The sequence below is a fragment of the Chloracidobacterium sp. genome (genome assembly GCA_016720705.1).
Lineage (GTDB): Bacteria > Acidobacteriota > Blastocatellia > Pyrinomonadales > Pyrinomonadaceae > OLB17.
Window position 1 is genome coordinate 191485 of the sequence record JADKKB010000001.1, and the last position, 24365, is coordinate 215849.

27 protein-coding genes, 1 tRNA gene and 1 other RNA gene are annotated in these 24365 nt (G+C 50.7%); 10 read left to right on the forward strand and 19 right to left on the reverse strand.

Going from position 1 to position 24365, the window contains the following annotated elements; translation table 11 throughout:
* Nucleotides 1-170 precede the first annotated feature (170 nt).
* The 3 genes from IPQ00_00935 to IPQ00_00945 are packed head-to-tail and all read left to right on the forward strand — an operon-like array spanning nt 171 to nt 2510.
* Nucleotides 171-1016, forward strand: coding sequence for a sugar phosphate isomerase/epimerase (locus IPQ00_00935; GenBank protein MBL0239132.1), 846 nt, complete (start codon nt 171-173; stop codon nt 1014-1016).
* A 27-nt stretch (nt 1017-1043) separates the two neighbouring features.
* Nucleotides 1044-2012 (forward strand): Gfo/Idh/MocA family oxidoreductase, encoded by a 969-nt coding sequence (locus IPQ00_00940; GenBank protein MBL0239133.1) that lies wholly within the window; start codon nt 1044-1046, stop codon nt 2010-2012.
* An 18-nt stretch (nt 2013-2030) separates the two neighbouring features.
* Nucleotides 2031-2510, forward strand: a complete 480-nt coding sequence (locus IPQ00_00945) for an LITAF-like zinc ribbon domain-containing protein (GenBank protein ID MBL0239134.1) — start codon at nt 2031-2033, stop codon at nt 2508-2510.
* Between the two features lie 7 nt (nt 2511-2517).
* Here the strand turns inward: IPQ00_00945 and IPQ00_00950 are convergent, their stop codons facing one another.
* Nucleotides 2518-3477 carry a hypothetical protein gene (locus IPQ00_00950; protein ID MBL0239135.1) on the reverse strand — a complete coding sequence of 320 codons (960 nt, stop codon included), beginning with the start codon at nt 3475-3477 and terminating at the stop codon, nt 2518-2520.
* A gap of 86 nt (nt 3478-3563) precedes the next feature.
* Between IPQ00_00950 and IPQ00_00955 the strand changes: the two genes are divergently transcribed.
* Nucleotides 3564-4376, forward strand: coding sequence for a hypothetical protein (locus IPQ00_00955; GenBank protein MBL0239136.1), 813 nt, complete (start codon nt 3564-3566; stop codon nt 4374-4376).
* Nucleotides 4377-4384: 8 nt separating this feature from the next.
* Here IPQ00_00955 and IPQ00_00960 read toward each other — a convergent pair whose 3' ends face one another.
* The 6 genes from IPQ00_00960 to pheS form a co-directional block, all read right to left on the reverse strand.
* Nucleotides 4385-4780 carry a hypothetical protein gene (locus IPQ00_00960; protein MBL0239137.1) on the reverse strand — a complete coding sequence of 132 codons (396 nt, stop codon included), beginning with the start codon at nt 4778-4780 and terminating at the stop codon, nt 4385-4387.
* A 176-nt stretch (nt 4781-4956) separates the two neighbouring features.
* A non-coding RNA gene (gene ssrS, locus IPQ00_00965) (6S RNA) lies at nt 4957-5155 on the reverse strand.
* A 58-nt stretch (nt 5156-5213) separates the two neighbouring features.
* Nucleotides 5214-5543, reverse strand: coding sequence for a cell division protein ZapA (locus IPQ00_00970; GenBank protein ID MBL0239138.1), 330 nt, complete (start codon nt 5541-5543; stop codon nt 5214-5216).
* A gap of 6 nt (nt 5544-5549) precedes the next feature.
* Nucleotides 5550-5831 (reverse strand): hypothetical protein, encoded by a 282-nt coding sequence (locus tag IPQ00_00975; protein ID MBL0239139.1) that lies wholly within the window; start codon nt 5829-5831, stop codon nt 5550-5552.
* 90 nt (nt 5832-5921) lie between these two features.
* Complete coding sequence (locus IPQ00_00980) at nt 5922-8006, reverse strand: phenylalanine--tRNA ligase subunit beta (GenBank protein MBL0239140.1); 2085 nt, start codon at nt 8004-8006, stop codon at nt 5922-5924.
* Entirely contained in the window at nt 8003-9094 is a 1092-nt protein-coding gene (pheS, locus tag IPQ00_00985; protein MBL0239141.1) for a phenylalanine--tRNA ligase subunit alpha, read from the reverse strand. Before pheS ends, IPQ00_00980 begins: the two co-directional genes overlap by 4 nt.
* A gap of 219 nt (nt 9095-9313) precedes the next feature.
* On the opposite strand from pheS, the gene tdh reads away from it, so the two are divergent.
* Together tdh and IPQ00_00995 are read left to right on the forward strand one after the other, a co-directional pair.
* The gene (tdh, locus tag IPQ00_00990; GenBank protein MBL0239142.1) at nt 9314-10345 is read left to right on the forward strand and encodes an L-threonine 3-dehydrogenase; all 1032 of its coding nucleotides are present in this window, start codon (nt 9314-9316) and stop codon (nt 10343-10345) included.
* Between the two features lie 2 nt (nt 10346-10347).
* The gene (locus tag IPQ00_00995) at nt 10348-11529 is read left to right on the forward strand and encodes a glycine C-acetyltransferase (GenBank protein ID MBL0239143.1); all 1182 of its coding nucleotides are present in this window, start codon (nt 10348-10350) and stop codon (nt 11527-11529) included.
* 79 nt (nt 11530-11608) lie between these two features.
* On the opposite strand, the gene rplT is transcribed toward IPQ00_00995, so the two are convergent.
* From rplT to IPQ00_01020, 5 genes are all read right to left on the reverse strand, one after another.
* The gene (gene rplT, locus IPQ00_01000) at nt 11609-11983 is read right to left on the reverse strand and encodes a 50S ribosomal protein L20 (GenBank protein ID MBL0239144.1); all 375 of its coding nucleotides are present in this window, start codon (nt 11981-11983) and stop codon (nt 11609-11611) included.
* Nucleotides 11984-12078: 95 nt separating this feature from the next.
* Entirely contained in the window at nt 12079-12282 is a 204-nt protein-coding gene (gene rpmI / locus IPQ00_01005; GenBank protein ID MBL0239145.1) for a 50S ribosomal protein L35, read from the reverse strand.
* A 47-nt stretch (nt 12283-12329) separates the two neighbouring features.
* Nucleotides 12330-13016, reverse strand: coding sequence for a translation initiation factor IF-3 (locus IPQ00_01010; protein MBL0239146.1), 687 nt, complete (start codon nt 13014-13016; stop codon nt 12330-12332).
* A 27-nt stretch (nt 13017-13043) separates the two neighbouring features.
* Nucleotides 13044-14999, reverse strand: a complete 1956-nt coding sequence (gene thrS, locus IPQ00_01015) for a threonine--tRNA ligase (protein MBL0239147.1) — start codon at nt 14997-14999, stop codon at nt 13044-13046.
* Between the two features lie 264 nt (nt 15000-15263).
* Nucleotides 15264-15339: transfer RNA gene (locus IPQ00_01020), tRNA-Val, on the reverse strand.
* A gap of 195 nt (nt 15340-15534) precedes the next feature.
* On the opposite strand from IPQ00_01020, the gene IPQ00_01025 reads away from it, so the two are divergent.
* Nucleotides 15535-15807 (forward strand): GlsB/YeaQ/YmgE family stress response membrane protein, encoded by a 273-nt coding sequence (locus tag IPQ00_01025; protein ID MBL0239148.1) that lies wholly within the window; start codon nt 15535-15537, stop codon nt 15805-15807.
* Nucleotides 15808-15828: 21 nt separating this feature from the next.
* On the opposite strand, the gene IPQ00_01030 is transcribed toward IPQ00_01025, so the two are convergent.
* Nucleotides 15829-16074: a hypothetical protein gene (locus IPQ00_01030; protein ID MBL0239149.1), complete on the reverse strand. Its 246-nt coding sequence runs from the start codon at nt 16072-16074 to the stop codon at nt 15829-15831.
* Nucleotides 16075-16084: 10 nt separating this feature from the next.
* Nucleotides 16085-17038, reverse strand: coding sequence for a formimidoylglutamase (locus IPQ00_01035; GenBank protein ID MBL0239150.1), 954 nt, complete (start codon nt 17036-17038; stop codon nt 16085-16087).
* 139 nt (nt 17039-17177) lie between these two features.
* Here IPQ00_01035 and IPQ00_01040 point away from each other — a divergent pair, with 139 nt between their 5' ends.
* Nucleotides 17178-18242, forward strand: coding sequence for a tetratricopeptide repeat protein (locus IPQ00_01040; protein ID MBL0239151.1), 1065 nt, complete (start codon nt 17178-17180; stop codon nt 18240-18242).
* Nucleotides 18243-18267: 25 nt separating this feature from the next.
* Here the strand turns inward: IPQ00_01040 and IPQ00_01045 are convergent, their stop codons facing one another.
* The 5 genes from IPQ00_01045 to hutU all read right to left on the reverse strand — a co-directional run bounded on the left by IPQ00_01045 (nt 18268) and on the right by hutU (nt 22924).
* On the reverse strand, nt 18268-19452 hold the full coding sequence (locus IPQ00_01045; protein MBL0239152.1) for a hypothetical protein: 1185 nt from the start codon (nt 19450-19452) through the stop codon (nt 18268-18270).
* A gap of 47 nt (nt 19453-19499) precedes the next feature.
* Nucleotides 19500-20387, reverse strand: a complete 888-nt coding sequence (locus tag IPQ00_01050) for a hypothetical protein (protein ID MBL0239153.1) — start codon at nt 20385-20387, stop codon at nt 19500-19502.
* Nucleotides 20388-20423: 36 nt separating this feature from the next.
* Nucleotides 20424-20603 carry a hypothetical protein gene (locus tag IPQ00_01055; GenBank protein ID MBL0239154.1) on the reverse strand — a complete coding sequence of 60 codons (180 nt, stop codon included), beginning with the start codon at nt 20601-20603 and terminating at the stop codon, nt 20424-20426.
* Nucleotides 20604-21074: 471 nt separating this feature from the next.
* A complete protein-coding gene (locus tag IPQ00_01060; GenBank protein MBL0239155.1) occupies nt 21075-21275 on the reverse strand; it encodes a hypothetical protein in 201 nt (66 codons plus the stop codon).
* On the reverse strand, nt 21272-22924 hold the full coding sequence (hutU, locus tag IPQ00_01065; protein ID MBL0239156.1) for a urocanate hydratase: 1653 nt from the start codon (nt 22922-22924) through the stop codon (nt 21272-21274). The genes IPQ00_01060 and hutU overlap by 4 nt, the downstream gene beginning before the upstream one ends.
* Nucleotides 22925-23061: 137 nt before the next feature.
* On the opposite strand from hutU, the gene IPQ00_01070 reads away from it, so the two are divergent.
* Together IPQ00_01070 and IPQ00_01075 are read left to right on the forward strand one after the other, a co-directional pair.
* On the forward strand, nt 23062-23604 hold the full coding sequence (locus tag IPQ00_01070; GenBank protein MBL0239157.1) for a sigma-70 family RNA polymerase sigma factor: 543 nt from the start codon (nt 23062-23064) through the stop codon (nt 23602-23604).
* 135 nt (nt 23605-23739) lie between these two features.
* Nucleotides 23740-24192 carry a hypothetical protein gene (locus IPQ00_01075; protein ID MBL0239158.1) on the forward strand — a complete coding sequence of 151 codons (453 nt, stop codon included), beginning with the start codon at nt 23740-23742 and terminating at the stop codon, nt 24190-24192.
* The last annotated feature ends 173 nt before the right edge of the window (nt 24193-24365 follow it).

The following is a 24365-nucleotide window of genomic DNA, read 5'->3' on the forward strand; positions in this document are numbered from 1 at the left end:
TAGATCTACCATCTCTCCGTACTCCTGTTATGACGGCCTGCCGACCAAGAAAGTTGCAACACAAACTTTTACAACATAGGGCGGTAAAGAATCGAGCCCGTGAACCTACATATTACCAAATATTCGTGATAAAATTCGTTTTAATTTGCCGAATTCGGCACCCCAGAAAGATGAAAATTGCACTTAACGGCGCGACCACGATGCACGCCGACCTGGTAACTGACATTAAAGCCGCACACGCAGCGGGATTCGATCTGATCGAATTGTGGAAATCGAAATTGCTTGATTACCTTCAGGACAATTCCGTTCACGACCTGATCCGTCTGCTTGAAGAATCCTCGCTTGAGCCGTGGTCGATCAATTCGATCGAGCACATTACATTCCGGACGCCGGAAGATTATTCAGCGATAAAGGATGAGTGCGAGAAGCTCGCCGCGATCGCCGGTGAGTTAAATTGCCCTTACATCGTCGTAGTCCCGGGCAAACTCCCGGACGGTGCCACCAAACAGGGTATAATCGACGAATCGGTGAAAGTACTCAATGAACTTGGAGACATTGCACAGCACCACGGGGTTGGCCTCGCCTTTGAGTTTCTGGGGCAAACCGATTGCAGCGTCCAGACGCTGGACCTTGCAAAGGAAATAATCGAGATCATTGACCGACCGAATATCGGCGTAGTGATCGACACCTTTCACTTCTACGTGGGGAATTCCACGTTCGAGGCGATCGACACTTTAGACCCCGAGAATCTATTTATATTCCATATAAATGACGCCGAGGATCTGCCGAAGGAGCAACTCACGGACGCTCAAAGACTCTATCCCGGGATGGGGATACTGCCGATCGCTGAGATCAAGGAGCGGTTTGATCGGATCGGGTATAACCGAATGGTCAGCATCGAGATCTTTCGGCCGGAATACTGGGCACAAGATCCGTTCGATGTCGCTCGACGAGCAAAAGCCGCGACTGAGGAAGTATTGGGACTCGGCCAGTATGCGGCCGGCGGAAGTTGGTAGTACCGGCACTGACCGTCGAATTTAATTATGGACAAGGTAAGGATCGGAATAATCGGTACGGGATTTATCGGCAACGTTCACGGGCGGATATTTGCACGGGAGGAGCAGGCTGTAATATCAGCGTTGTACGACATTGTGCCCGAACGATCAGATAAAACGGCCCGCTCGATCGGCGGTAAGGTCTGTACATCGCAAGACGAGCTTTTGGACAACTGCGATGCAGTGCTGGTGTGTACGCCTAACCGCACGCATATCGATATCGCGTCGGCCGCGGTCGCCGCCGGGAAACACGTATTTTGTGAAAAGCCCTTCTCGATCGGAATCCCGGATGCACGCAAATTGCTTGAGATCGCCGACGGCGGTCGCGGCGTATTTCAGGTTGGGCATAATCGCAGATATGCTCCGGTGTACGCCAAGCTAAAAGAATTTATCGGACAGGATAAGGCTCATTCGGCCCACATCAAAATGAACCGCGGCGAGCTCAAGAATCCGGTGTGGACCGGCGACGTTAACGTGACCGGCGGATTTTTGTACGAAACGACCATTCACCTGTTCGATATGATGAGGTTTCAGTTTGGTGAGATCGATGAACTGATCGCCTACGGGTCGCAGCACGAATACCCGGAACTCGATGAATTCTCGATCATTTTTAAGTTCAAGAGCGGATTTCACTGTACCTTCGCATCGTCATCGGATGCGAGTTGGCACTTTCCATTTGAGCGGATCGAGGTATTTTGTCATCATCGGACTATAATGACCGAGGAAATGGAACGGATACTCGATTCACGCGGAATGGATGCTAATTTTGAGACGATCACGTTTCATATGACCGAGAAAGAAGAGCGGTGGGGCTACGTCCAGGAAGATCGGGCGTTTATCGACGCTATTATTAATGGCACGCCGCCGCCGGTTACGGCGTTCGACGGGTTTAAGTCAGTCGAACTTGTCGAGTCTGTTTATGCATCCATTCGGTCCGGTGAACGTGTCCGATTTTAGCCTGTTTGGCATATTTTTATGATCAAGTGCGGAAATTGTGGAAATCTGAATAGCCCGGAAAGTTACTTTTGTCGGTTTTGCGGTTCTAAATTTGGTGTCCAACCGCCGATTCCACAGCAGAAGGCAACGCAATCCGAACCCTTCGACTACGCCGCACCCCGGCCTTACGCGTGGAAGACAGACGAGTTTAGCACCTCGAACGAAGCTCGAAAAACGATCGATAGCACCGCGCCGATCGCTCCACTTGGAGCTACAGCTCCGATGGGTGGCTATCGACCGCAGACACTTATGCATCAGGGTGGCCAGCAGTTTGGCCAACCATACCGCTGCCCGCACTGTATGAGTCAATTTGTGCCAAGGGTCGAGCGCCGCATTTCCACCGCCGGATGGATCACGTTTGCCGTCTTACTTGTATTCTTTTTTCCGCTTTTTTGGATCGGTCTGTTGATCAAGGAAGATGTCAGGATCTGTCCGGGCTGCAATATGAAGATCGGCTAATCAGCATCTATCTGTAAAAATAACCTTTCGGATGCTCGATTTTAACTTCGGGATTGGTGCTTATTATCTCAAGCTTGTGATATCCCTTTTTCATATGGGTCGAGAGGTACGTGAGGGCAAATTGGCGGCTCAAGAGCAGCGACATATCCTTAAAATAAGGTTCAAAGCTCACCGGACCGAGACTGCCCGAAAAAAAGGCACGGCCGCCCGTCTCGTCGGATAATTTACTGAGTGCGGCTTGTGCCGAGGCCACAGTGCCGGCATTGCCTGACTCTGTCAGTAACGTCGGCGAATAGATGGAGTAGATTGCAATGCCTCGACGCTGCGATCTCGTGATCGCCTGGTCGAGTTCGATCGACTGCAGCGACGCAAAAGCCGTCAAGCCTTGTGAAGCGTCCAGGCCGTCCGAAACCAGAAATATCGCCCTCCGTCCTGACGGAAGCCCATCGAAGCGACCCACAGCGTCCGAAACGCCGCCGTAGGGCCCATTACCGGAAGGCGTTGAGCCAGTCGCGATGATGCGGAGGGATCTTGCGGCTTTCTCGAGATCTTCGGTGAATTTGGTTCGAACGAGCAGAGTTCCACCGTGTATATACGCGACCATTACCCGCGAACCTCGAGGCAGGCTCCGAATAAATGTGGCAATCTCAGATAGCTGTAGATTGATGTTGCCGGAAAGGTCGTCCTGTATCAATACCTGCAGGGCAAGCGGGGTATTGGTGATGCTACGGATCGACAATATTGTTTGCTCTTCTTTGTCTTCCCTAACGATCAGACGGTCGGCCTGGATAAATTCTTCGGTCTGATCGGTTTTAAGTTCTTTCTTGGTAAAGATCGAGATCGGGACAGTGACCGTACGCACTTTCTGCTTGTCAATCGGTTTGGTTTCCTGGCCAACGATCGACGACACCATCGCCACCATTACGATCACGATCGAAATTAGATGCTTTTCCACTTGTGGTGTCATAATTCGGAGAAAGTCTAAAAGTGATGAAATGATAATACATTTTGATCGTATTAATAAACTTTGTGATGACGTAAATTTGAACTGCGTTGACAGTGTTTGTAAAGTACAACCATAAGATGAACGATATTTCGCTCAGATATGACGTAACACGCCGCGATCTGGCAAAGGGCCGCAACCTTTTGGTCGGAGCTGTCGCGGCGCCGATTGTGCTTGGCGGACTGCCGCTGATCGTCTTTTTCACGCTGATGTTTATATTCGGCGCGACGCCGCCGGCGGCAGCGGCGTTTCTGTTTTTTGGGCTTATAGCCGGAGCGATAGGTTTTTTGATCGGTTTGGGTATTTCCGGTTACCTTGGCTATCGGCGAGCGAACTGGACAACCGAAATGCGCGAAAGGATCGCTGCCGACGGCATCCGGGCAGAGGAAGTCGACTGGTTCAAAAATGAACTAAGGTCAAATGAACGGCGATCCTTGAAGGAGATCTCAGCTCGTGACGAAGTGTTGGCCGACGCATATCGCGATACGCTGGCGACAAGGCTTACCGCGAGCCGCATCATACGGTCTTCAAAGAGGGAACTTCAGTTGATGCAGCGTCGTCAGCAGAAACTCAAGCAGTTGGCCATACAAAGCTCAAAGGATTTTCAAGCGACCCTCGCCGGTGACATCACAAAGATCGATTCGATCAACAAGGAAGCAAAAGTGATGCTAGCCGAAGCGGAAACACGTATGCAGATGATCGAAGCCGCATCAGTACGCGGATCCGCCGTCGCCGATTCTGAATTAATATTAAAGAAACTATCGGCGCGGGTGTCAGATCTGCCCCTGGCGCTAGAAGAGGCGAAAATGGCACAGGAGATACGTGCCGAACTTGAATCCGAAGACGAATTATCCAAGAACTGATCAAAATCTTAATATGTTCGATCTTGGTAATCGTTCCAATCGTATTTGCCATCGCCATTTCGGTCGGCGTGGCCGCCATTTTGGCTTTGCATATACGCGATCTCCGATTGAGGGGCCCCAAGCAGTCGCAGAACGCCGAGTTGGTATCGATTTGCTTCCGTCTCGGCGACGCTTCCCGCCTCGTACTTACCGAATCGATATTGCCAGAAGTGAATTGTTTCGTGGATTATGACGCTTGCCAACCAAGTGTCCGAGGCGTCAAACGTCGGTTTTGCGATATCGATGGCTTTATCCGCAAAATTAGCACCGCTCGTCCTAGCGGCCCTTATTTTAAGTGCGTACGAATCGAACCAGACGCAATACGCACCGGCTTTGGTTTTTAATAGATTCAGACATCGCTCCACTTTCGGAACAAAATCTGCAGCTGGGATGTAGGCGGCGTTGCCTTCTATCTGTGCGATTTTCTTTTACCTCCGTAAACTCACTTACTAAATGACGGATGTCCGAACCCTTTTTGCGTAGACCGATCCACAAAAAAAACACCGATGATCTTGGTAATAGATATTAGATATTGCGGCGAGCGGAAACCACGTTGCCGTTCGGACGTATGAATTGAACCTGATTGGTCAGGTGGGTGGCCTTTTGCACTTGCGTGCATCAGAGCCGTTGGCTATGGCGTTTCCCCCTTGAGGGATCGCACTGACAGCGGCATTAGCCTCCCGGCATTCATATGTTGGCTCAATTGTATGTGCGTCCGTGGACGAACAACGCAGAAAACTTCCTTCGCCTAAGAGAACTATATCACAACGGTATTAGCGATTAGCAAGAGGCGAGCGATCATTGTTGCTGAGGCTCGAAATCTAGCGGGATCGGTTCGCGGTGTTTGAGGATACGGTCAAGCATCTCGCTGCATTCCGAGCTCCGGATACCCAACTGTGAGTCCATCTGCGACTGTGCACCGAGCAGTTGATGGTACTCGTCGGCAATATGCAATGCGGCCAGGATCGCGACCTTTAATGAGTCAACAGTCAGCGTGCCCGACGAAATATCGCGCATCTTGGTATCCACATAATCAGCTAGATTATGGATATATTGGTTGTCGCCGTCGGAGCGAATACTATAAGTCTGGTTATAGATCTCGACCCGAAGCGATTTTTCTTCGCTCATAACTAATTACCTCCCGATCGCCCTCGCCACTTCAGGGTCAATTACGGTCATAGCCTCGAGCATCGCCTCTACTTTCAACTGAATAGCGTCACGTTCTGAAAGCATTACTTGAAGCTGGGCCTCGAGTTGCTGATTTCGATCGACCGCCAGGGCAAGCTCCGCCCGCAGGTCGTCAAATTTGCCAGCCACGCCTTCCTTCTCTTCACGAAGCTTTTTGACGAATTCGATCGTCAAATAGATCTTGTCCTCTAGGTGCGAGAACTTTTCCATTCCCGTTAGGCCGTTCATTTATTGCTCTCCAAGTTTGGGTAGTAACTGTTTAGACTGTGATTATGTGGACTTTTCCTCAAAACTTCAAGTAAAAGATTAAGTTGAAGCCTAAAACCGGGGTCTTGCACCGGTTTTTCGTTCGAGTTCGGATAAAACCTGCAAATGCAGGCCGTCGATCTCGGAATCTACCAGCGTCCGGTCGTCGCTTCGATATTCGATGCGGATAGTCACCGAACGCTCGTTTTCAGCCATCCCTTTACCTTCGTAAACATCGACAAAATCTACAGACCTAATAAGCTCCGCATTCTGCCCGGCTATCGCATCTCGCATCGACGCATACTCGATATCGCGATCGGCGATCAATGAAACGTCACGCGTTATACCCGGAAATTTGGGTAGCGGACGATATATCGGATTTTTTACAGATCGATCCAAAACCATCTGCAAGTTGATCTCTGCGACATATATGGGCTGCTTGAACTTATATCCCGCCGCGATGTCATCGCTCAATCGTCCAACTGAACCGACGATCTGACCGCACACTGCAATCGACGCCGACTGTCCGCGCCGAAGATGTTTCAGATCCGCCGAGGTAAAGGTCAAGCCATTAACGCCAACAGCGTCCATTGCGGCCTCGACCGCACCTTTGGCGTCGTAAAAGTCTAGTTCGCGGATCGTCATTGCTCGGTCTTGCATAACGTCTCCGCCGGTAACAACCAACGCGAATAGTTCCTGCTCGTTGGGCGGCTCGCCATCTCTGCCCGCCGCAAACGCTTTACCGATCTCAAAAAGTCTGATGTCGCGGCGTTGGTAATTGATATTTAGGCGTACTGCATCCAAAAGGCCCGGCAAGATCGAATGCCGCATTCTGACAGAGCCCTCGATGACAGAGTCATTAAGAGTGACAAATCGCGTATCGGCATCCTGCACCATAAGTCCCGGAACGGTTTCGATCATCTCGTCAAAACGCGTATCGATAAAGCTATACGAGATCGCCTCGTCAAATCCGCGGTCGACAAGCGTTTGACGCAACCGCTTCTCACGCGGTTCGTTGCGTTGATACTCGCCGGCACCGTATGCGGGTGGCAATTCCGCACCGATATTTTCGTAACCGACGTGCCGTGCGACTTCCTCGACAAGGTCTTCTTCGATCACGACGTCGTGCCGCCACGATGGTGAAAGGTACGACTTCACGCCCTCATCGGAAACTTCGACGCTGATGCCGAGCGAGCCGAGGATCCGGTCAGATTCATCCGCGTCCACGTCCAGACCTGTTAGTCGGCGTACCTTAGCCGCAATATCCTTTGCGATCACGCGTACGGAACGGTGAACTGTCGGGTAGATGTCGATCAGGTCATCAGCGGTACCTCCGGCCAATTCACAAATAAATTGGGTAGCCCGATCGGATGCACAAATTAGATTTTCGATATCGACACCACGCTCGAACCTGTAACTTGCTTCGGTTGCCAGGTTTAGCTTACGTGACGTCGAGCGGATATTCTCGCGTTTGAAGAACGCGACCTCAAGCAAAACATTAACAGTAGCGTCGGTGATGCTCGAACCAAGTCCGCCCATAATGCCGCCGATCGCCGCCGGTTTTTCCGCGTCGCAGATCATAAGCATTGAATCGTCCAGCTTTCGCTCAACTTCATCAAGGGTCGTGATCGTCTCGCTCAATGCCGCATTGCGCACCACGATCCGTCCACCGCTCAACTTATCGAGGTCGAAGGAATGCATTGGCTGCCCCATCTCGTGCATAACATAATTGGTGATGTCAGCAACATTATTGATCGAACGCTCGTCGATCGCCTCAAGGCGGTCGACTAACCATTGCGGCGACGGGCCGATCTTTACGTTTCGGATGATTCTGGCCGTAAAGCGATGACAAAGTTCCGGGGCTTCGATTCGGACAATGTCGCCTGCAAGCACCGCGGGCATCGGAACGTCGTATCTAACATCCCCGCGGCCGATCTTGACCGGCTTTCCGGTGTAAACGGATAATTCGCGGGCAACGCCGAGATGTGAGAGGCAATCAGGGCGATTTGATGTCAGATCTATGTCTAACACAAAATCGTCACCGAAAGGATGAATGCCTTCAACGGCTAGACCAACGCGCGTCAATTGCTCCGCAACTTCCGCCGCCGGCAATTCTATATCTATAAGATCTTTTAACCAGTTATAGCTGATGTTCATCTAAATTGCTCCAAGAATCTCACATCGTTGTCGAACATCAGTCGTATGTCGTCTAGCGAGTACATCATTGAGCACATCCGCTCGAGGCCGAAACCGAATGCGAAACCCGAATACACTTCAGGGTCTACGCCGACGGCTTTGAGGACGTTCGGATGGACCATCCCGGAGCCGCCGAGTTCGATCCAGCCCGAACCTTTGCACGGACGGCAGCGGTCATTTCCAAATTTGCCGGTGCCGTGACACTTAAAACACGAAAAATCGAATTCTGCCGACGGTTCGGTGAAGGGGAAGTACGACGGCCGAAATCGTGTGACGGTATCGTCACCAAAGAGGCGTTGGAGCCATTCGGTAACGGTGCCTTTCAAATGTGCCATCGTGATGCCTTTGTCGACGCAGAGGCCTTCGATCTGATGAAACATCGGCACGTGCGTCATATCCGGCGTGTCGCGGCGAAAGACCTTACCCGGTGCAATGATGCGGATCGGTACGCCGCGGCGTTCCATTGCCCGGATCTGAACCGTCGATGTTTGCGACCGTAGAGCAAAGCCCTGCGTCGTGTAGAACGTATCCTGTGATTCCCGTGCCGGATGGCCTTCGGGTATATTCAAGGCGTCGAAATTGTAATAGTCGGTCTCGATCTCGCGATCATCTTCGATCGCATAGCCCATCGAAACAAAAATATCTTCGATCTTTTCTCTCAGGATCGTTATCAGGTGCAAATGCCCGGTGCGTGGCCGACGGCCGGGTAGCGTTACGTCCAGTCGCTCACGCTCGATCCGTGCGTTAACGATGAATTCGTTTAGTGTGGTTTCGGCCGCTTCGATCGACGAAACAATTTCCTTTTCGACCGACTGCACCATTTGACCGAACGCTCCGCGTTCTTCAGGTGCAACCTGACCGATCAATTTCATTGTGCCGGCGATCGCCGATTTCTTTCCGGTATGGCGAATCTTTAATTCCGCCAGATCGCGTGAAAGCTCCTCGCCCGAAGCCAATGACGCGCTGCTCAGATCCAGTTCGCGAAAGCGTTCAAATTCATCGAAGAAGGCATTTTTGACCTCATCGACCTTTTCTCTTACTTCAGACATATTCTATTGCTTTAACAAAAAAATGTTCCTCCTAGGCAGAAACAATAAACCTTGATTTTATCAGGCTTAGACGTTCAGGTAAAACATTATCTGTATTTGCCGCAAATAGGTTCTCAGTCGTGCCCGAACTGGTAAAGCCGGGCTTTGTGTACGCATTGCAAAGGCGGTATTATCATTGCATTAGCAATAGTCAAAAAATTCGTTTGGGAGTTTAAGATCATGAAAGCGATCGTTAAGAGTAAGGCGGAGGTCGGGCTTTGGCTGGAGGATGTTCCGGAACCAACGTTCGGCATAAATGATGTATTGATCAAGATGAAACGCACGGGCATTTGCGGCACCGATGTCCATATTTGGAATTGGGACGCGTGGGCTCAGAGCACGATCAAAGTCCCGACGATACTCGGACACGAACTTGTCGGCGAGATCGTCGAGGTTGGTTCAAATGTAAATGATTTCTACGTCGGCGACATCGTCAGCGTCGAAGGCCACCTTGTCTGCGGACGCTGCCGCAACTGTCTTGCAGGCCGTCGCTATAAGTGTGCAAATACGCTCGGATACGGTGTCAATACTGACGGCGGATTTGCTGAGTATATGGCCGTTCCGTACACCAATATCTGGAAACACAGCAAGGACATTGACCTTGATGTCGCAGCGATATTCGATCCATTTGGAAACGCGGTACATACTGCACTTGCATTTGAGGTCTTTGGCGAAGACGTACTTATTACAGGTGCGGGACCGATCGGCATTATGGCGGCGGCGGTCGCGAAGCACGCCGGTGCACGCCACGTGGTGATAACGGACGTGAATCCGAAACGCCTCGAACTCGCCAAGAAGTTTGACGTGACACTCGCTGTTGACGTCCGGGAAACTTCGATCGCTGACGTTCAGAAGGAACTCGGAATGAAAGAGGGTTTTGACGTCGGGATGGAGATGTCCGGTAATCCGCAAGCGTTTCGCGATATGCTCGCAAATATGACGCACGGCGGTAATATCGCTTTCCTCGGTATCCCATCCGAAGAGTTTTCGATCAACTGGAAGACCGTCATCTTTAATATGCTTACGGTCAAAGGCATATATGGCCGCGAGATGTACGAGACGTGGTATCAAATGAGCGTACTGCTGGAGTCAGGCCTCGATATCAAACCCGTGATCACGCATCGTTTCGACTATAGCGAATTTGAAAAGGGTTTTGAGGTAATGCGTGAGGGAAATAGCGGTAAGGTAATTCTCGACTGGAGCAAGATTTAAGTATGTACGGCAATATCAAAGAGCAACTGACCAATACACTTAATGAGATCAGGGAAGCCGGCCTTTACAAGTCGGAGCGAGTGATCGAGAGCCCACAGGACGCGAGGATCGAGGTTGGCGGCAACACCGTGTTGAATATGTGCGCGAATAACTATCTCGGACTGAGCGATCATCCTGATATCGTCGCCGCTGCACGACAAGGCCTCGATGACTGGGGTTTTGGACTCTCGTCCGTACGGTTTATCTGCGGTACGCAGACGATCCATAAAGTGCTTGAACGCAAGATAAGCGAGTTTCTCGGCACCGATGACACGATCCTATACACGTCGTGCTTTGACGCGAATGGCGGCCTTTTTGAAACCATTTTGAGCGAAGAAGACGCGATCATCTCTGACGAACTTAACCACGCAAGTGTGATCGACGGTATCAGGCTGAGCAAGGCGCAGCGCTTTCGTTACAAGAATAACGATATGGCTGACCTTGAGGCGAAACTGCAGGAAGCTTCTACGGCACGCTTTAAGATGATCGCGACCGACGGTGTTTTCTCAATGGACGGCTACATCGCCAACCTCGCCGCAGTTTGCGACCTGGCTGATAAATACAATGCATTGGTGATGGTCGATGACTCGCACGCTGTTGGGTTTATCGGCAAAACCGGCCGCGGCACTCCGGAGCATTGCGGCGTAATGGGTCGCGTTGATATCATCACCGGCACGCTTGGCAAAGCCCTCGGCGGAGCGTCGGGCGGCTATACAAGCGGAAAAAAGGAGATCATCGACCTGCTCCGGCAGCGTTCGCGTCCCTATCTTTTCTCAAACTCCGTCGCACCGCCGATAGTTACAGCCGCCATTGCGGCCATAGATATGCTGTCCGCCTCGACTGAACTTCGCGATAAGCTTGCAGACAATACTCGATATTTCCGTGAGAATATCGCCTCGATCGGTCTTAATGTTCTGCCCGGCGAACACGCGATCGTACCTGTGATGTTCGGTGAGGCTTTGCCTGCCGTTAAGATGGCCGAGTCTCTATTGGCGAAGGGCATTTACGTGATTCCGTTCTCATTCCCGGTAGTCCCGAAAGGGAAGGCTCGTATCCGGACTCAGGTCTCGGCCGCGCATTCAAAGCAGGATCTCGACCTAGCTATCGAAAAGTTTGCAGAAGCCAAGGCTGAAGTCGGAATATAAAAATGGCGTGGTGCCGACATCATCGGTTCCACGCCAGAATTTTGTTATTTCTCCGGCGATCTGCCGGAAAGCTCAATAACTAAGCTGCAACTGCCTTTTTACCCAATGCATCTTTTGCCTGTGTGGCAATCGCTGCAAAAGCTTCTGGCTGTTTGACGGCGAGATCGGCTAGAACCTTGCGATCAAGTTCAACACCGGCGAGGCTCAGGCCGTGAATAAATTGCGAATACTTGATCTCATTCAGGCGGCAGGCCGCATTGATACGAACGATCCACAGCTTGCGAAAGTCTCGCTTTTTCAGCTTTCGGCCCGTGTATGCAAAATTCAACGCACGCTCGACCGATTCCTTAGCCGAACGATAAAGTTTCGACTTTGTCCCACGATAGCCTTTGGCTAAGGCTAATATTTTTTTGCGTTTCTCTAGACGCTTATTCCCACGTTTTGCTCTTGGCATTTTTTAACTCCTTTCAGTAGTTGATAATGAATCGAATTCGACGAGCAGTGAATCCACCGCAATTCATCGTTCGCTATTCATCATTCGTAATTTCGTTAGTTGCGTCCGTAAGGCAGCATCTTCTCAACGCGCTTCTGATCACCTTCCGACACCAAAACGTCAATATCAAGATTGCGTTTACGCTTTGAAGTCTTTTTGGTCAAAATATGGCGAGCGTGCGAGTGTCCGCGTTTGAACTTGCCGCTGGCAGTAGAGCGAAAACGCTTTGCCGCGCCTTTGTGTGTTTTTAATTTAGGCATAACCTCTCTCCTTTGTATAACTTAGCTCGAGTAGCTTAATGTGCTCTCTAAAATATTTCGTCGTCGTCCTTTTCGGCCGGTGCAGGCTTGGCAACCGCCTTCTTGGGTGCTTTTTCAACCTTTTCGGCCTTTTCGGGCTTTTTATCGTCGACTGCCGTTGCCGCCTTTTTCTCGGCTACTTTCGTCTTTTTCGGAACGAAGATGGTAAACATCTGATAGCCTTCCATCTTCGGGTAAACCTCGACATCGGCAATGTCCACCAGATCTGCGGTCAATTTCTTAAGGATCTTGGCACCGAGTTCACGGTGCGTCATTTCACGACCGCGAAATGCGATCGCCGCTCGAACCTTATCGCCGTCATTAAGCCATTTCCGGGCGTTTTCTTTACGATAATCATAATCGTGATCATCGGTACCCGGGCGAAACTTGATCTCCTTGACTTGCACTGTGACCTGTTTCTTTTTCGCCTCGTGAGCCTTTTTCTTTTGCTCGTAAAGGAATTTACCGTAATCGATGATCTTGCAAACCGGCGGTTTCGCATTCGGCGCGATCTCGACCAGGTCAATACCCCGATTCCGTGCTTCCTGGATCGCGTCCCGTGCATCCATCACGCCGAGCGTTTCGCCGTCTTCGGTTACAACGCGGACTGACGGGGAGCGAATTCTTTCATTCGTGCGGTGAAGCGGTTCCCGAAACCGCGGCTTAAATCTATTTCCACCAAATCTTCTAGCGATAAGTGCCTCCTTTGTTAATGGGCGATCTTAGAGACTACGCTTTTCTTTCTGAAGCGTGATCATCTCCTTGAACTCATTTAGAGACATCGCACCGATGTCCCCCTGTTTACGTTCGCGAACCGCGACTTGCTTGTTTTCTAATTCTTGGTCGCCAAGGACTAGCATATACGGGATCTTCTGCATTTGTGCGTCCCGTATCTTGGCACCGATCTTGTCTGAACGGGTGTTTGCCTCGACGCGAAATCCCGCATCTCGAAGTTCTGCGGCGACCTGCTCGGCATAATCGTTGATCCGGTCAGTGATCGGCAATACCGTAACCTGCACCGGCGCGAGCCAGAGCGGAAAGGCTCCGGCATAATGCTCGATAAGGACACCGAAGAATCTCTCGATCGACCCGAACAATGCTCGGTGGATCATATACGGGCGATGCTTTTGGTTGTCATCGCCGGTGTATTCCAGATCGAATCGTTCCGGTAGGTTGAAATCCAGCTGGATAGTTCCGAGTTGCCAGACACGGCCGATAGCGTCCTCGATCTTAATATCGATCTTCGGGCCGTAGAATGCCGCTTCGCCTTCGATACGGTCGTATGAAATGCCGCGTTCCTTTAGGGCACTCGCGAGTTGTTCCTCAGCGGCGGCCCAATCTTCATCTGAGCCGAGATAGCCCTTATTTTCTGCTCCGCCCCGAACCGATAGTTCAAATTTGACCTTGTCGAAGCCGTAGGTTTCAAATACCTTGATCGCGAAATCGAGGCAGTCTGCCACCTCCGCGTGGACCTGGTCTGGGCGGACAAAGAGATGGGCATCATCCACCGAGAATCCGCGTACACGCATAAGACCGTGCAGCGTACCCGAAAGCTCAGCACGATATACGGTACCCATTTCAGAGTAACGCTGCGGCAAATCGCGGTACGAACGCGGGCTTGATTTGTAAATGCCGATGTGAAAAGGGCAATTCATCGGCTTAAGGCGATATTCTTCGTCTTCAATGCTCGTCGGAGCGTACATCGAGTCGGAATAGTTGCCCTCGTGGCCGCTCGTTACCCAAAGAGCGCGTTTGGCGATGTGCGGAGTGAAAACGAAACTGTAACCTCGCTTTTCTAGTTCTTCCTTGAGAAGACGTTCCATCTCCATACGAACGATGCCGCCTTTCGGGTGCCAAAGGATCAAACCCTGGCCATAATCGTCGGAGATCGAAAACAGGTCGAGTTCGCGCCCGAGCTTACGGTGATCTCGTTTTTCGGCCTCTTCACGCTGCTTGAGCCACGCGTCGAGTTCCTCTTGTTTGGCGAACGCTGTGCCGTAGATGCGCTGCATCTGTTCACGCTCAGCATCACCTTTCCAATACGCTCCCGAAAGTGCAAGCAGCTTGAAAGCGCCGAGTTTGCCGGTATGCGGAACGTGCGGCCCGAGACAGAAATCAATAAATGGCGAATTGTCGATGTAATAGATGCTCGCTGTGTCGGTGACCTTATCTGCGATCAATTCGCATTTGAGCGGTTCTTCGCGGCCCGTAAAGATATCCAAGATCTTCGCCTTTTCGACGATCTCTCGCCGGTAGGGCAGATTCTGTTTGGCCATCGACTTCATCTTCTTTTCGATGACGGGCAGATCGGCCTCGGTTAACTGTCGCGGGGCGATAATGTCGTAGTAATAGCCATAACGCGGGTCTTCCATCAACGCGGGCCCGACACCTAGCTTTGTCCCCGGAAACAGGTCGAGGATCGCTGCGGCAAGCAGATGGGCGGTTGAATGGCGGATCAATTCCAGACCGTCGGTCGAATCCGATGTGATCGGCTCGATCGATACAGTTTCACCGGTCTCCGGCAGTTGGCTGCCCAAGTCAACCTCGGAACCGTTGACCTTTGCGGCAAGCGTGCGCTTTAGTACGTCGCGGTCGAGTGCCTTAAAAGCATCTAAAACCGTCAAAGGCGCAGGGAAAGACCGCTGGTTGTCACCGTATTTTACGTTAATTTCACTCATATTCTTGTCAATCGATAAAAATCACCTGTCGATAGATCGGCATTTGGCCATAAAACCCGACATTGCGTCCGGCTTGGATCGATCGACGCTAGATAATTAGCGATCAACAACCTACTACTAAACAAGATTTGATCCGATAAAAGCGACTTTGCAAACAGTCCGACAAACTTCAGTTTGTCGAGCCTTTTCACGCTATTAGAAGCGTGTCGTAGTAGTTATAAAAACCGCAAAGTTCTTTGTAAGCATCTTATCGAAAAATATAAGTGGTAGTCTCTAGCAGACTCGAACTGCTGACCCCTACCTTGTCAAGGTAATGCTCTACCAACTGAGCTAAGAGACTACACCTCGCGTATTCCTTACGAAAAGCGAACCTTAAGGATGCCAAACACTGATAAAACTGTCAAGTTACAAAGCCTTTAGAACAAGAAAATCAAGTGTTTTGGGTTTTGCATAGTCCGGGCCGGCGGAAGATCAGGTTGTGCCAACGTATAGATGGGGTATAATCGAGTAATTAAGGAGGAAAGTATAATATATGATTTCACTATTAGTTTGGTTGATTCTGGGTTTTCTCGCCGGCTTTATCGCAAAGGCTATTTTGCCGGGACCCGATAGTGGGGGCTTCATCTTGACCACGATCCTCGGTATCGTCGGTGCAGTGGTCGGCGGGTTTATTGGCACATTTGTCGGATACCCGATGGTCAGTAATTTCGATAACATCGGCGGTTCGCTGCCGAGTTTCATCTCGTCGATCATCGGAGCGATCGTGGTGTTGGTGATTTACCGACTCGCGACCGGCAAGCGGGTTTAACTGATCTGATCGCCGGTGCGCTTAAGCCGTACCGCCTTCGACGATACTCCAAATTTGAGATTCCGGGACGAACATTGGTTTGTCCCGGATCTCGAGAGTCAGAGTTTCGGCGGCCTCATCATATTTGGCGTGCATTTTTACTCCGAAAGGCGCCTTGATCTCCACGTCGTCGCCCTCCGGCACCTCAACACCGAATTTCTTCATCTTGCCGCGAAACGCGTTTAGCTTTTCGCGAGTGATCCCGGTCAATTCTTTTGTATTTGCCATTATATTTTGTCTAGAACGTGCCCGTGCAGATCCGATGTATCCCGATCGCAACTAGACGCGTCGTGCGGTTGTCCACATCGTATTTGGGATTGACCTCAGTAAATTCGATGATACGCGTATTGGCCAGCGATGCTGCGTACTTGACCAGCGTGATAAATTCGCCGGCTCGGAGTCCGAGAGGAGATGGTGCTGAGGTCCCGGGGGCGTCCGCCGCACGCACAACGTCCATATCAAATCCGAAAAATGTATTTAGGCTCGAGCTATGTCCGATGAATTTTTCACGGATCATATCCTTCAGTTCCACATCGGCATCCGCACGCGAACGCAGAAGTTCGAGGCTGATCCGATGGATATGGCGATCGCGAATGTACTCGTAATAGACCGGTGAGCAAAAGTGAGACTGAAAGCCGACCTCGTAAAAATATGTCGGCAGCAAATGGCCTTCGTCGAGCAGTTGCCGGTATTGGGTTCCGCTGTTTCGCTGTTCGGCGAGGCGGACGTCGAGGTGCGAATCGACATTAACGCCGATCCACCATTCAGGCCCGAAGACCTCAGCCATTGCCAAACCGTCGGGATATGATATGTCGTTTCCACCCCCAAGCACGATAAGGCGCTTACCGTCTCGGAGCACTTGCTTTACGATCTCGGCGTGGTTATCGTGCGTCTCCTCGAGCGTCGATCCGATGACGGTGTTGCCAAGATCAAAGATGCGTTTTTTTATATTGAAGGTCGTCAGACGATAAAACTGGTCACGGATCGCAGCCGGAGCTTCGGAGGTGCCCTTGCGGCCGCGATTGCGTATCACGCCCTCATCCTCCGGACAACCGAGAATGACAATTTCAGACGACTGATAGTGTTCGGGATCAAAACGAACGATCTCGCCCATCCTCGGGTCATTTGTGTCGCCTTGAGAAAAGAACAGTTTCTCATCAGGACGCGTGGTAAGTTCAAAAATATTTGTCATAATCGTTAATTGAAGTATTTTCTAATCTGCGGACTAAGTCAATCTTCACCGGTGCCTTCCGGGCAATTCTTACGGGCGTGAGCGGTTACGAATTGGACGTAAACGATCTCTTTGCTTTTTTCCGTTAAGTGCTCAATTTATGGATCTACATCGAACGGGCGTTCCGAATAGGGAGATTGTCAGGCGGACGTTAACGCTGGCTTTGTTGGTGATCGTGATGCTGTTTTTTGGCGAAGCGATCCGTGCGCAAGCCGACGATATGTGCCGCGAATTTGGCGAAACTCCGTCGCGCGAATCGGGACGCGATAACCGCTTGGTGCCTTTCGTTTTTGGACGCGTGACCCAAAAGGGCACGCCAATAGTCGGCAAACAGCCGAGGATCACGGCGATCTACTCCGACAGCGTCCAACCGGCAACCAGACAGATCATTGGCCGGTCCGGCAATTATTGCTTTCAAAAGCTCGGGTCCGGCGGAACGTTGGTGATCGAGGTCGACGGGGTCGAGGTCGCCCGCAAATCCGTCTTTGACTCAACGAATACAAAGCAACGCGAGGACTTTGATATCTATCCGCCGGGCTCACCTGAGATTGTTAAACCCGGCGTTCTTAATGCGAACTTTGCTCGTCCCTCGAATCCAAAGACGGCTGAACTTTACCAAAAGGCCGGCGAGGCCGAAAAGGCCAAAGACACGCCGAAAGCGATCGAAATCGTCCGGGCGATAGTCGCGGCTGATCCTGAGGACTTTATCGCTTGGGCCAAACTTGGGTCGCTCTACATTGGCGAGCAGAACCTCGCTGATGCTGAGACGGCGTTTAAGCGTTCATTTGTGATTCGTCCGGACTACGCGCCGGCGATCTTGAATCTGGGTATCATCAGCGGCATCAAAGGCCTTGTGCCGGCTGCGATCGATTATTTTGAGAGAGCCGTTGTTGCTGATCCGGGATCCGCAAGTGCCTATCGTTTGCTAGGTGAGGCGTACCTGCAGGCTCGCCGCGGTAATGACGGCCTGGCTGCGCTTGACGAGGCTCTGCGTATCGACCCAAAGGGAATGGCAGAGTGCCATCTAATGAAAGCACGTCTGTATGATCTCGCCGGAGCCAAGAATCTCGCCGCCGCTGAATACAAGGCGTTTCTTGCAAAGGTCAAGGATCACCCGGACAGGAAAAAGTTCGAAAAATACGTCAAGGAAAACTCTGAAAAGTGATCTTTACGGCTTGGCCCCACCTTGCCTAGATCGCAGGCCGCCTTGTGACGATATCGTCGCGAACGACGTACATGTTGTTCGCCGCATCTAATGTAAACGCAGCAATGTGAGAGTCAAGCCCGAGAGAATTGATCAATTCACCGTTGCTCGTGTATATGTTGATCGTGGAACCGTTAGAAACGTAGATCCGGCTTTGATTATCAACCTCGATCCCGCACGAATCTTTACTCTGAACGAACTTATTGACGTATTTACCGTCCGCCGAAAATCGGGCGATCTGCAACTCCTCAGAGTTATAGTTGATCGAGTAGCTTCCGAGAGCACCGAGAGCGTAAACCGAGAAGATATTTCCGGCACCATCCGTTGCGACGCGGATCGACCATACGGCGGTTTGCCGCGGCGAGATCGCGGCGTCAAGGGCGTCTGTGTGAAAGCCGCGTAATCGCCTGGTCACCTTGCCGGCTTTATTAATGAAACTCAGCGTTTCGATCTGGTCATTTGTCGATACGGCCAGCATCCCGCCGTCGCTGCGCAGAGCAAAATCCTGTATGTTATCGGGAGCGAAATGGATCGTGCGTGTCGGTTCCGTAGCACCTTCTTTGTAAGCAAGTATTACACCGCCGAGCGCAACGTATAGATTGCCATCACTGCCCACGGCGATCTTATCTATGGTTCGGGCCTTTTGATAAACTTGACCGTTCGCTGGAATCTGCCAGAGCTTGAGAAATTGACCGTTTTCATCGAATTGCTGTACTCGGAGACTGTCGTCTGAGACGTAAATGCGTCCTTTCGTGTCAACGGCGATCGACCCTGCATCCTGGAATAAGCCATTGCCCGTGCCTTTTCCGCCGAATTCGAGATAGTTGGGCAGTTCCTTGGCCGGTTTGGCCGGTTCGGCCTTCGCGAGTACCGGCGACGGCGTGGCTTTTGGCGGAGTGCTAGGTGGCGTAGTCCTATTATTTTTTGATGCGAATGTAGCGAATATGATCACGCCCGCAAGCAAGCCGATACCCGCAATAATGCCGATGACCATATTTAGGTTCGGCAACTGCGTTGTGGTCGGATAATCATAGGCTGGCGGGATCGGGTCCTTTTCCTTGTTGTCTGCGATGACGAACTTCGTTGCACAGTAACTGCAAGTGGTAAACTTCGCGTCCGGCCTGTATTCGGTGATCTGTCCTCCGCATTGCGGGCAAATTAAGGCTTCCATAGTTTTCCGGTCATACTCATTGACGACCTCACGCCGCTATTTTGCGTTCATTTGCGTCTTTTCGCAACGCGGCCGATGTTTAGCACCATCCTTCGGAAATATTTGTTGGTCGTATCTAACTTGAGACTAAAAGCATAAGCCGAACTTGGTGGCGGATAGAGCACTGCGACGCACCTTATAAACACGTTTTCGATGTCGTTTGGCGTGGCGATGGCAGAATGGTTGATGATGGCAGCGATCTTGGCTCCGTCAGTGATCGAACTTTGCCATCCGTTGGCATTGTAGATCTGTCGTACGGTGGCGATATCGAGGGGGTCGGGATATTCCAGGATGGCACGTACATAGTTGATCACGTCGGCTTGTCCGGCCTCCTTGCCTCTGTTTCGCTTCGCAAGAGCGGCCGTGTCTCCGGCAAGGTCTATAAATTTATAAATATCGTATTTGATCATCACGTCACGAAAAACACGATGCTCGATAATACTTCGAAGATCATTGATGTTGCTCTGTTCCACATCGATCGCAAGGCCCTTGGCGGTGCGGACGATTGGAGACCAGATAAAGCCCGGATAGCCGTTGACGGTGAGACGTAGATGGAGCAGTTCGTGCGTGAAAACTGCTTCGAGCTTATTGCGGTCTTCCTCAAGCGCAGGATCGAGCGAGACAATGGCCTGACCGTTCTGTTCGTCGATAAAACTAACACCAAGCTGGAATTTCGGTTGCTTGTTGAATTCCGCAACGATCGGCTTTCGCGTCTTAGCCTCAATTTCCTTTACGATCGCGAGGGTCTCGGGCCGTAGTTTCAAGCCAAGCAACTCACGATCGTTCCGGGCGATAGGGTAGGGCGTCGACGAGGTAATAACGTCCTGTGCTAAACACACAGTTGCGACGTTCAAAAAGCCCACAGCGACCGCCAGAATCAAGATTTCACGAAGCATCCCGTCTTACCTCACACCTTACTTACCCATCACTCATCACTTTTTACTCGCCGCAGCCGTGATCTCATCGAACCGTGCATCGATCTCAGTCCGGATCGGCTCACGATCGTTCGAATCGAAATACTCGTTGATCGCCTCGACGATCGAGAGTTTCTCAAGATTCGGCAGATTCAGAAAACCGTGAAAGACGACGACTGCATTATCGCTTAATTTCATAGAATTATTTTAGCTCCGACACATTTGGCAATGTTATCAGGTTTTTCACCACCCCGAGAGACCGCGGAGTTTTGATCGAGTTCAAAGTGTGTATCTTCTGCGACGAATCGGTAGTGTCAGCATAGGCATCTGCCTCGATCAAGCACATCAAGGCACAGCACGGCAAAGACTCAAACTTGCTCCAATCCGTCGGCCTCAAAAAGAAAGGAGAATACAAATCAAGGGCAAGCAAAAAAACAAAGACGCCGGAACCACGGGAATAACCGCGAGCGATAGCGACCGGGTTTCCTAACCTGGAAACAACAAAAGGGACGGCCTCGTGCCGTCCTTTCTTTTTGTTGATTACTGTGATGAAGTCGGATTGATCGATTTTTGGTCGCGGACTATAACGAAAATACTCCTTTCCCCGTTTGGTCTCCCAACACCATTCGTCTCAGCTAATTCTTTTGCTTCGTCATAACCAGCATCAAACTACTTTTGAATCAACTCCCAGGCATCTAAGGGCAATCCGTACTCTTGGTTGGCAAATTTCATACAAATCTCTGAAGTGTCCTGCAAATAATCGAAAATATCTGCCCCAGCTTGGTAGCCACGAAGATAGAATCCGACGTCCGGTAAGTCTTCTTCAATTCTGTACAGCCAGTCGTCTTTTCGTGCTTCCCAAACTCTCATATCGACCTCATCGGAATCTTAACATCATTCTTATCCGCAAATTCTTTTGCTTCTTCATAACCTGCATCAACGTGCCTGATCACGCCCATTCCCGGGTCTGTAGTTAAAACTCTCTCGATGCGTTTAGCAGCTTCGGGAGTGCCGTCGGCGACGATGACTTGTCCGGCGTGAAGGGAATAGCCGATACCGACGCCGCCGCCGTGGTGGAGCGAAACCCACGTCGCACCGCCGGCGACGTTGATCATCGCGTTGAGATAAACCCAATCTGCGATGGCGTCTGAGCCGTCTTTCATTGATTCGGTCTCGCGGTTGGGCGAAGCGACGCTGCCGCAATCGAGATGATCGCGGCCGATCACGATCGGAGCTTTTAATTCACCGGATGCGACCATTTCGTTAAGTTTTAAGCCGGCCTTCGCTCGATCACCATAACCGAGCCAGCAAATTCGTGCGGGCAAGCCTTGGAACTCGACCTGCTCTTGAGCCATCGTCAGCCATTTGATGAGGTGATCGTTGTCAGGGAAGAGCTCCATCATCGCCGCGTCGGTCTTGTAGATGTCCTCTTTGTCACCCGAGAGAGCGACCCAGCGAAACGGACCTTTGCCTTCGCAAAACAAAGGACGAATATACGCAGGCACGAAACCCGGATAATCGAATGCGTTGGCGACGCCATTATCCTTTGCACGCTGTCTGAGATTATTGCCGTAATCAAACACAATTGAACCGCGTCGCTGAAATTCGAGCATTGCTTCGACGTGCGTTGCCATTGAGTCCATCGCGGCCTTCTCGTACGCCGTCTGATCACTTTTGCGAAACTCCGCCGCTTCGTCAACGCTGTAACCGACGGGAATATAACCCATCATTACGTCGTGAGCAGACGTTTGATCAGTAACAACATCAGGAATGATGCCGCGTTCGAGCAATTCCCAGTGAACCTCAGCGGCGTTGCCGCACAGAGCGATCGACGTGGCTTCTTTCGCGGCGACGGCGTTTTTCGCTAAAGCGATCGCATCGTCAAGGTCTTTCGCCGCGACATCGACTTGCTTTAACTGCAAACGCCGCTCGATCCGCCACGGATCTACATCCACTAGCAACCCAACTCCACCATTAAACGTGATCGCCTGAGCCTGTGCGCCGCCCATTTCGCCCAAGCCCGCGGTGAGCACAAGTTTTCCGGCTAGCGTTCCCCAACCTTGTTGGCGTGCAAGGGAACCGAACGTCTCGTACGTTCCTTGCAAAATTCCTTGAGTACCGATGTATATCCAACTTCCGGCGGTCATCTGTCCATACATCATCAGGCCGTCGCGCTCGTATTGGTCAAACTGTTCCTGAGTCGCCCAGTGCGGCACGATATTCGAGTTTGCGATCAATACGCGCGGAGCATCAGCGTGGCTTTTGAATACACCCACGGGCTTTCCGGATTGCACGAGCAGTGTCTCATCCTCATTCAACTCACGGAGGCTCTTGAGGATCGCGTCGTACGATGCCCAATTTCGAGCGGCCTTGCCGCGTCCGCCGTAAACGATGAGATTGTCGGGGTCAAATGCGACATCCGGATCCAGATTGTTCTGGATCATTCGGTAAGCGGCCTCGATCAGCCAATTTTTACAGGAAAGTTCCGTGCCGGTAGGTGCGTGAATAGTTCTGCTCATAGATTAGGATATCTTGACGGTTTTCGATCCGGGCATCTGTTACAATCGAACGAAGTTGTCCTCCAATTAATAAATGGTCGATATTAGGTTTGTATTGCCCCCGAATCATTGGGGGTTCAACCCCTTAAAGTTTCAATATGGATAAGGAAATTCTATTAGACCTTCGGGGAGAAAACAACGAAGCGTATGGAAAACTTTATCGCCAGTATTTTGGGTTGGTAAATAGCTTTATCACCCGAAACAGCGGGACAACCGCTGATGCCGAGGATGTCTTTCAGGACACATTGGTAGTGTTGTTTGACAAATTGAAGGGTGACAACTTTGAACTGACGGCATCATTAAAAACCTACGTCTTTGCAATTGCCAAAAATCTTTGGCTAAAACGCCTGCGGACCGCCTCGCGTGAAATTGAGCTGACGGATTTGCATTCTGAGAAGCTTGTTCAGGACGTAAATTCAGCGATCGACAGAGAGCAAAACCTAACGGAAAAATTGAGGTTCTATCTGCTCAAGATCACAAAACACTGCGGACGTCTAATACGGGCCATTTATTACGAAGAAAAGACCCTCGACGACATACAAACCGAATACGGTTACTCCACCAAACATAACGCAATAAACCAAAAACATAAGTGCATCAACCAGATTAAAAAGGTAAAAGAACTAGAGCGACTAAAATAATTTTACTGATCTGGGTGATTTTTCCGCGCCTTCGGGTATTAAGTGATAAGTTTGCGATTTTTTCTTAACGGAATGAATGCAGACCGAAACGAAAAATACGGAGGAATGGACATCTAGATGTCTCAAATTAAAATTATGGATTCAAGAAGCGTTAAATCGATTATAGCCGGCGTTGTAGGGACTTTGGTGATGACCGCGGTAATGGTTGTTGCTCCGATGATGGGAATGCCGAAAATGTCGCCGCCGGCGATGTTGTCAGGAATGATGGGAATGCCGATAATTGTCGGCTGGATGATGCACTTTATGATCGGGATCGCATTCGCATTGGCTTACGCGTTCGTTTTTGCTCCTATTGTAAAAATCGGTTCTCTAGCCCTTAAAGGTGCGATCTACGGGGTTGCCGCTTTCATCTTCGCTCAAATAATGATGGCGGTAATGGGAACGATGTTTCCCATGCCGATGATGGAAGGCTCAATGATGATGATCGCAGTCGGTAGCTTGATGGGCCACGTAATTTTTGGCGTCGTCGTCGCTTTATTAGTTGGGAAGCCGCAACTTATGGATGATTTGGTAAAATCTGAAAATTGATCTCTAGTAAACAAGATATTCGCAACGGGACGTTAGATAATATCTTTCGTCCCATTTTTTACTTACCTTTTCAATAGACATAATCCTCCCGCCAGGCTGGATTTTCAACGATCAGGTTGTCCAAACCCTTTTGTACAGAGAAAAAAGAATCAATATCAACGCCCATCGGTGAA

Bases quoted from the DNA above. Each gene is read 5' to 3' on its own strand.
- IPQ00_01070 (MBL0239157.1), top strand. From the start codon at position 23,062: ATGGATAAGGAAATTCTATTAGACCTTCGGGGAGAAAACAACGAAGCG.
- hutU (MBL0239156.1), bottom strand. From the start codon at position 22,924: ATGAGCAGAACTATTCACGCACCTACCGGCACGGAACTTTCCTGTAAA.
- IPQ00_00980 (MBL0239140.1), bottom strand. From the start codon at position 8,006: ATGAACATCAGCTATAACTGGTTAAAAGATCTTATAGATATAGAATTG.
- IPQ00_00940 (MBL0239133.1), top strand. From the start codon at position 1,044: ATGGACAAGGTAAGGATCGGAATAATCGGTACGGGATTTATCGGCAAC.
- IPQ00_00950 (MBL0239135.1), bottom strand. From the start codon at position 3,477: ATGACACCACAAGTGGAAAAGCATCTAATTTCGATCGTGATCGTAATG.
- IPQ00_01035 (MBL0239150.1), bottom strand. From the start codon at position 17,038: ATGACAAATATTTTTGAACTTACCACGCGTCCTGATGAGAAACTGTTC.
- IPQ00_01040 (MBL0239151.1), top strand. From the start codon at position 17,178: ATGGATCTACATCGAACGGGCGTTCCGAATAGGGAGATTGTCAGGCGG.
- thrS (MBL0239147.1), bottom strand. From the start codon at position 14,999: ATGAGTGAAATTAACGTAAAATACGGTGACAACCAGCGGTCTTTCCCT.
- IPQ00_01075 (MBL0239158.1), top strand. From the start codon at position 23,740: ATGGATTCAAGAAGCGTTAAATCGATTATAGCCGGCGTTGTAGGGACT.
- IPQ00_00935 (MBL0239132.1), top strand. From the start codon at position 171: ATGAAAATTGCACTTAACGGCGCGACCACGATGCACGCCGACCTGGTA.
- IPQ00_00970 (MBL0239138.1), bottom strand. From the start codon at position 5,543: ATGAGCGAAGAAAAATCGCTTCGGGTCGAGATCTATAACCAGACTTAT.
- IPQ00_01030 (MBL0239149.1), bottom strand. From the start codon at position 16,074: ATGGCAAATACAAAAGAATTGACCGGGATCACTCGCGAAAAGCTAAAC.
- IPQ00_00975 (MBL0239139.1), bottom strand. From the start codon at position 5,831: ATGAACGGCCTAACGGGAATGGAAAAGTTCTCGCACCTAGAGGACAAG.
- rpmI (MBL0239145.1), bottom strand. From the start codon at position 12,282: ATGCCTAAATTAAAAACACACAAAGGCGCGGCAAAGCGTTTTCGCTCT.
- IPQ00_01055 (MBL0239154.1), bottom strand. From the start codon at position 20,603: ATGAAATTAAGCGATAATGCAGTCGTCGTCTTTCACGGTTTTCTGAAT.
- IPQ00_00995 (MBL0239143.1), top strand. From the start codon at position 10,348: ATGTACGGCAATATCAAAGAGCAACTGACCAATACACTTAATGAGATC.
- IPQ00_01060 (MBL0239155.1), bottom strand. From the start codon at position 21,275: ATGAGAGTTTGGGAAGCACGAAAAGACGACTGGCTGTACAGAATTGAA.
- IPQ00_01045 (MBL0239152.1), bottom strand. From the start codon at position 19,452: ATGGAAGCCTTAATTTGCCCGCAATGCGGAGGACAGATCACCGAATAC.
- pheS (MBL0239141.1), bottom strand. From the start codon at position 9,094: ATGTCTGAAGTAAGAGAAAAGGTCGATGAGGTCAAAAATGCCTTCTTC.
- IPQ00_00945 (MBL0239134.1), top strand. From the start codon at position 2,031: ATGATCAAGTGCGGAAATTGTGGAAATCTGAATAGCCCGGAAAGTTAC.
- rplT (MBL0239144.1), bottom strand. From the start codon at position 11,983: ATGCCAAGAGCAAAACGTGGGAATAAGCGTCTAGAGAAACGCAAAAAA.
- IPQ00_01050 (MBL0239153.1), bottom strand. From the start codon at position 20,387: ATGCTTCGTGAAATCTTGATTCTGGCGGTCGCTGTGGGCTTTTTGAAC.
- tdh (MBL0239142.1), top strand. From the start codon at position 9,314: ATGAAAGCGATCGTTAAGAGTAAGGCGGAGGTCGGGCTTTGGCTGGAG.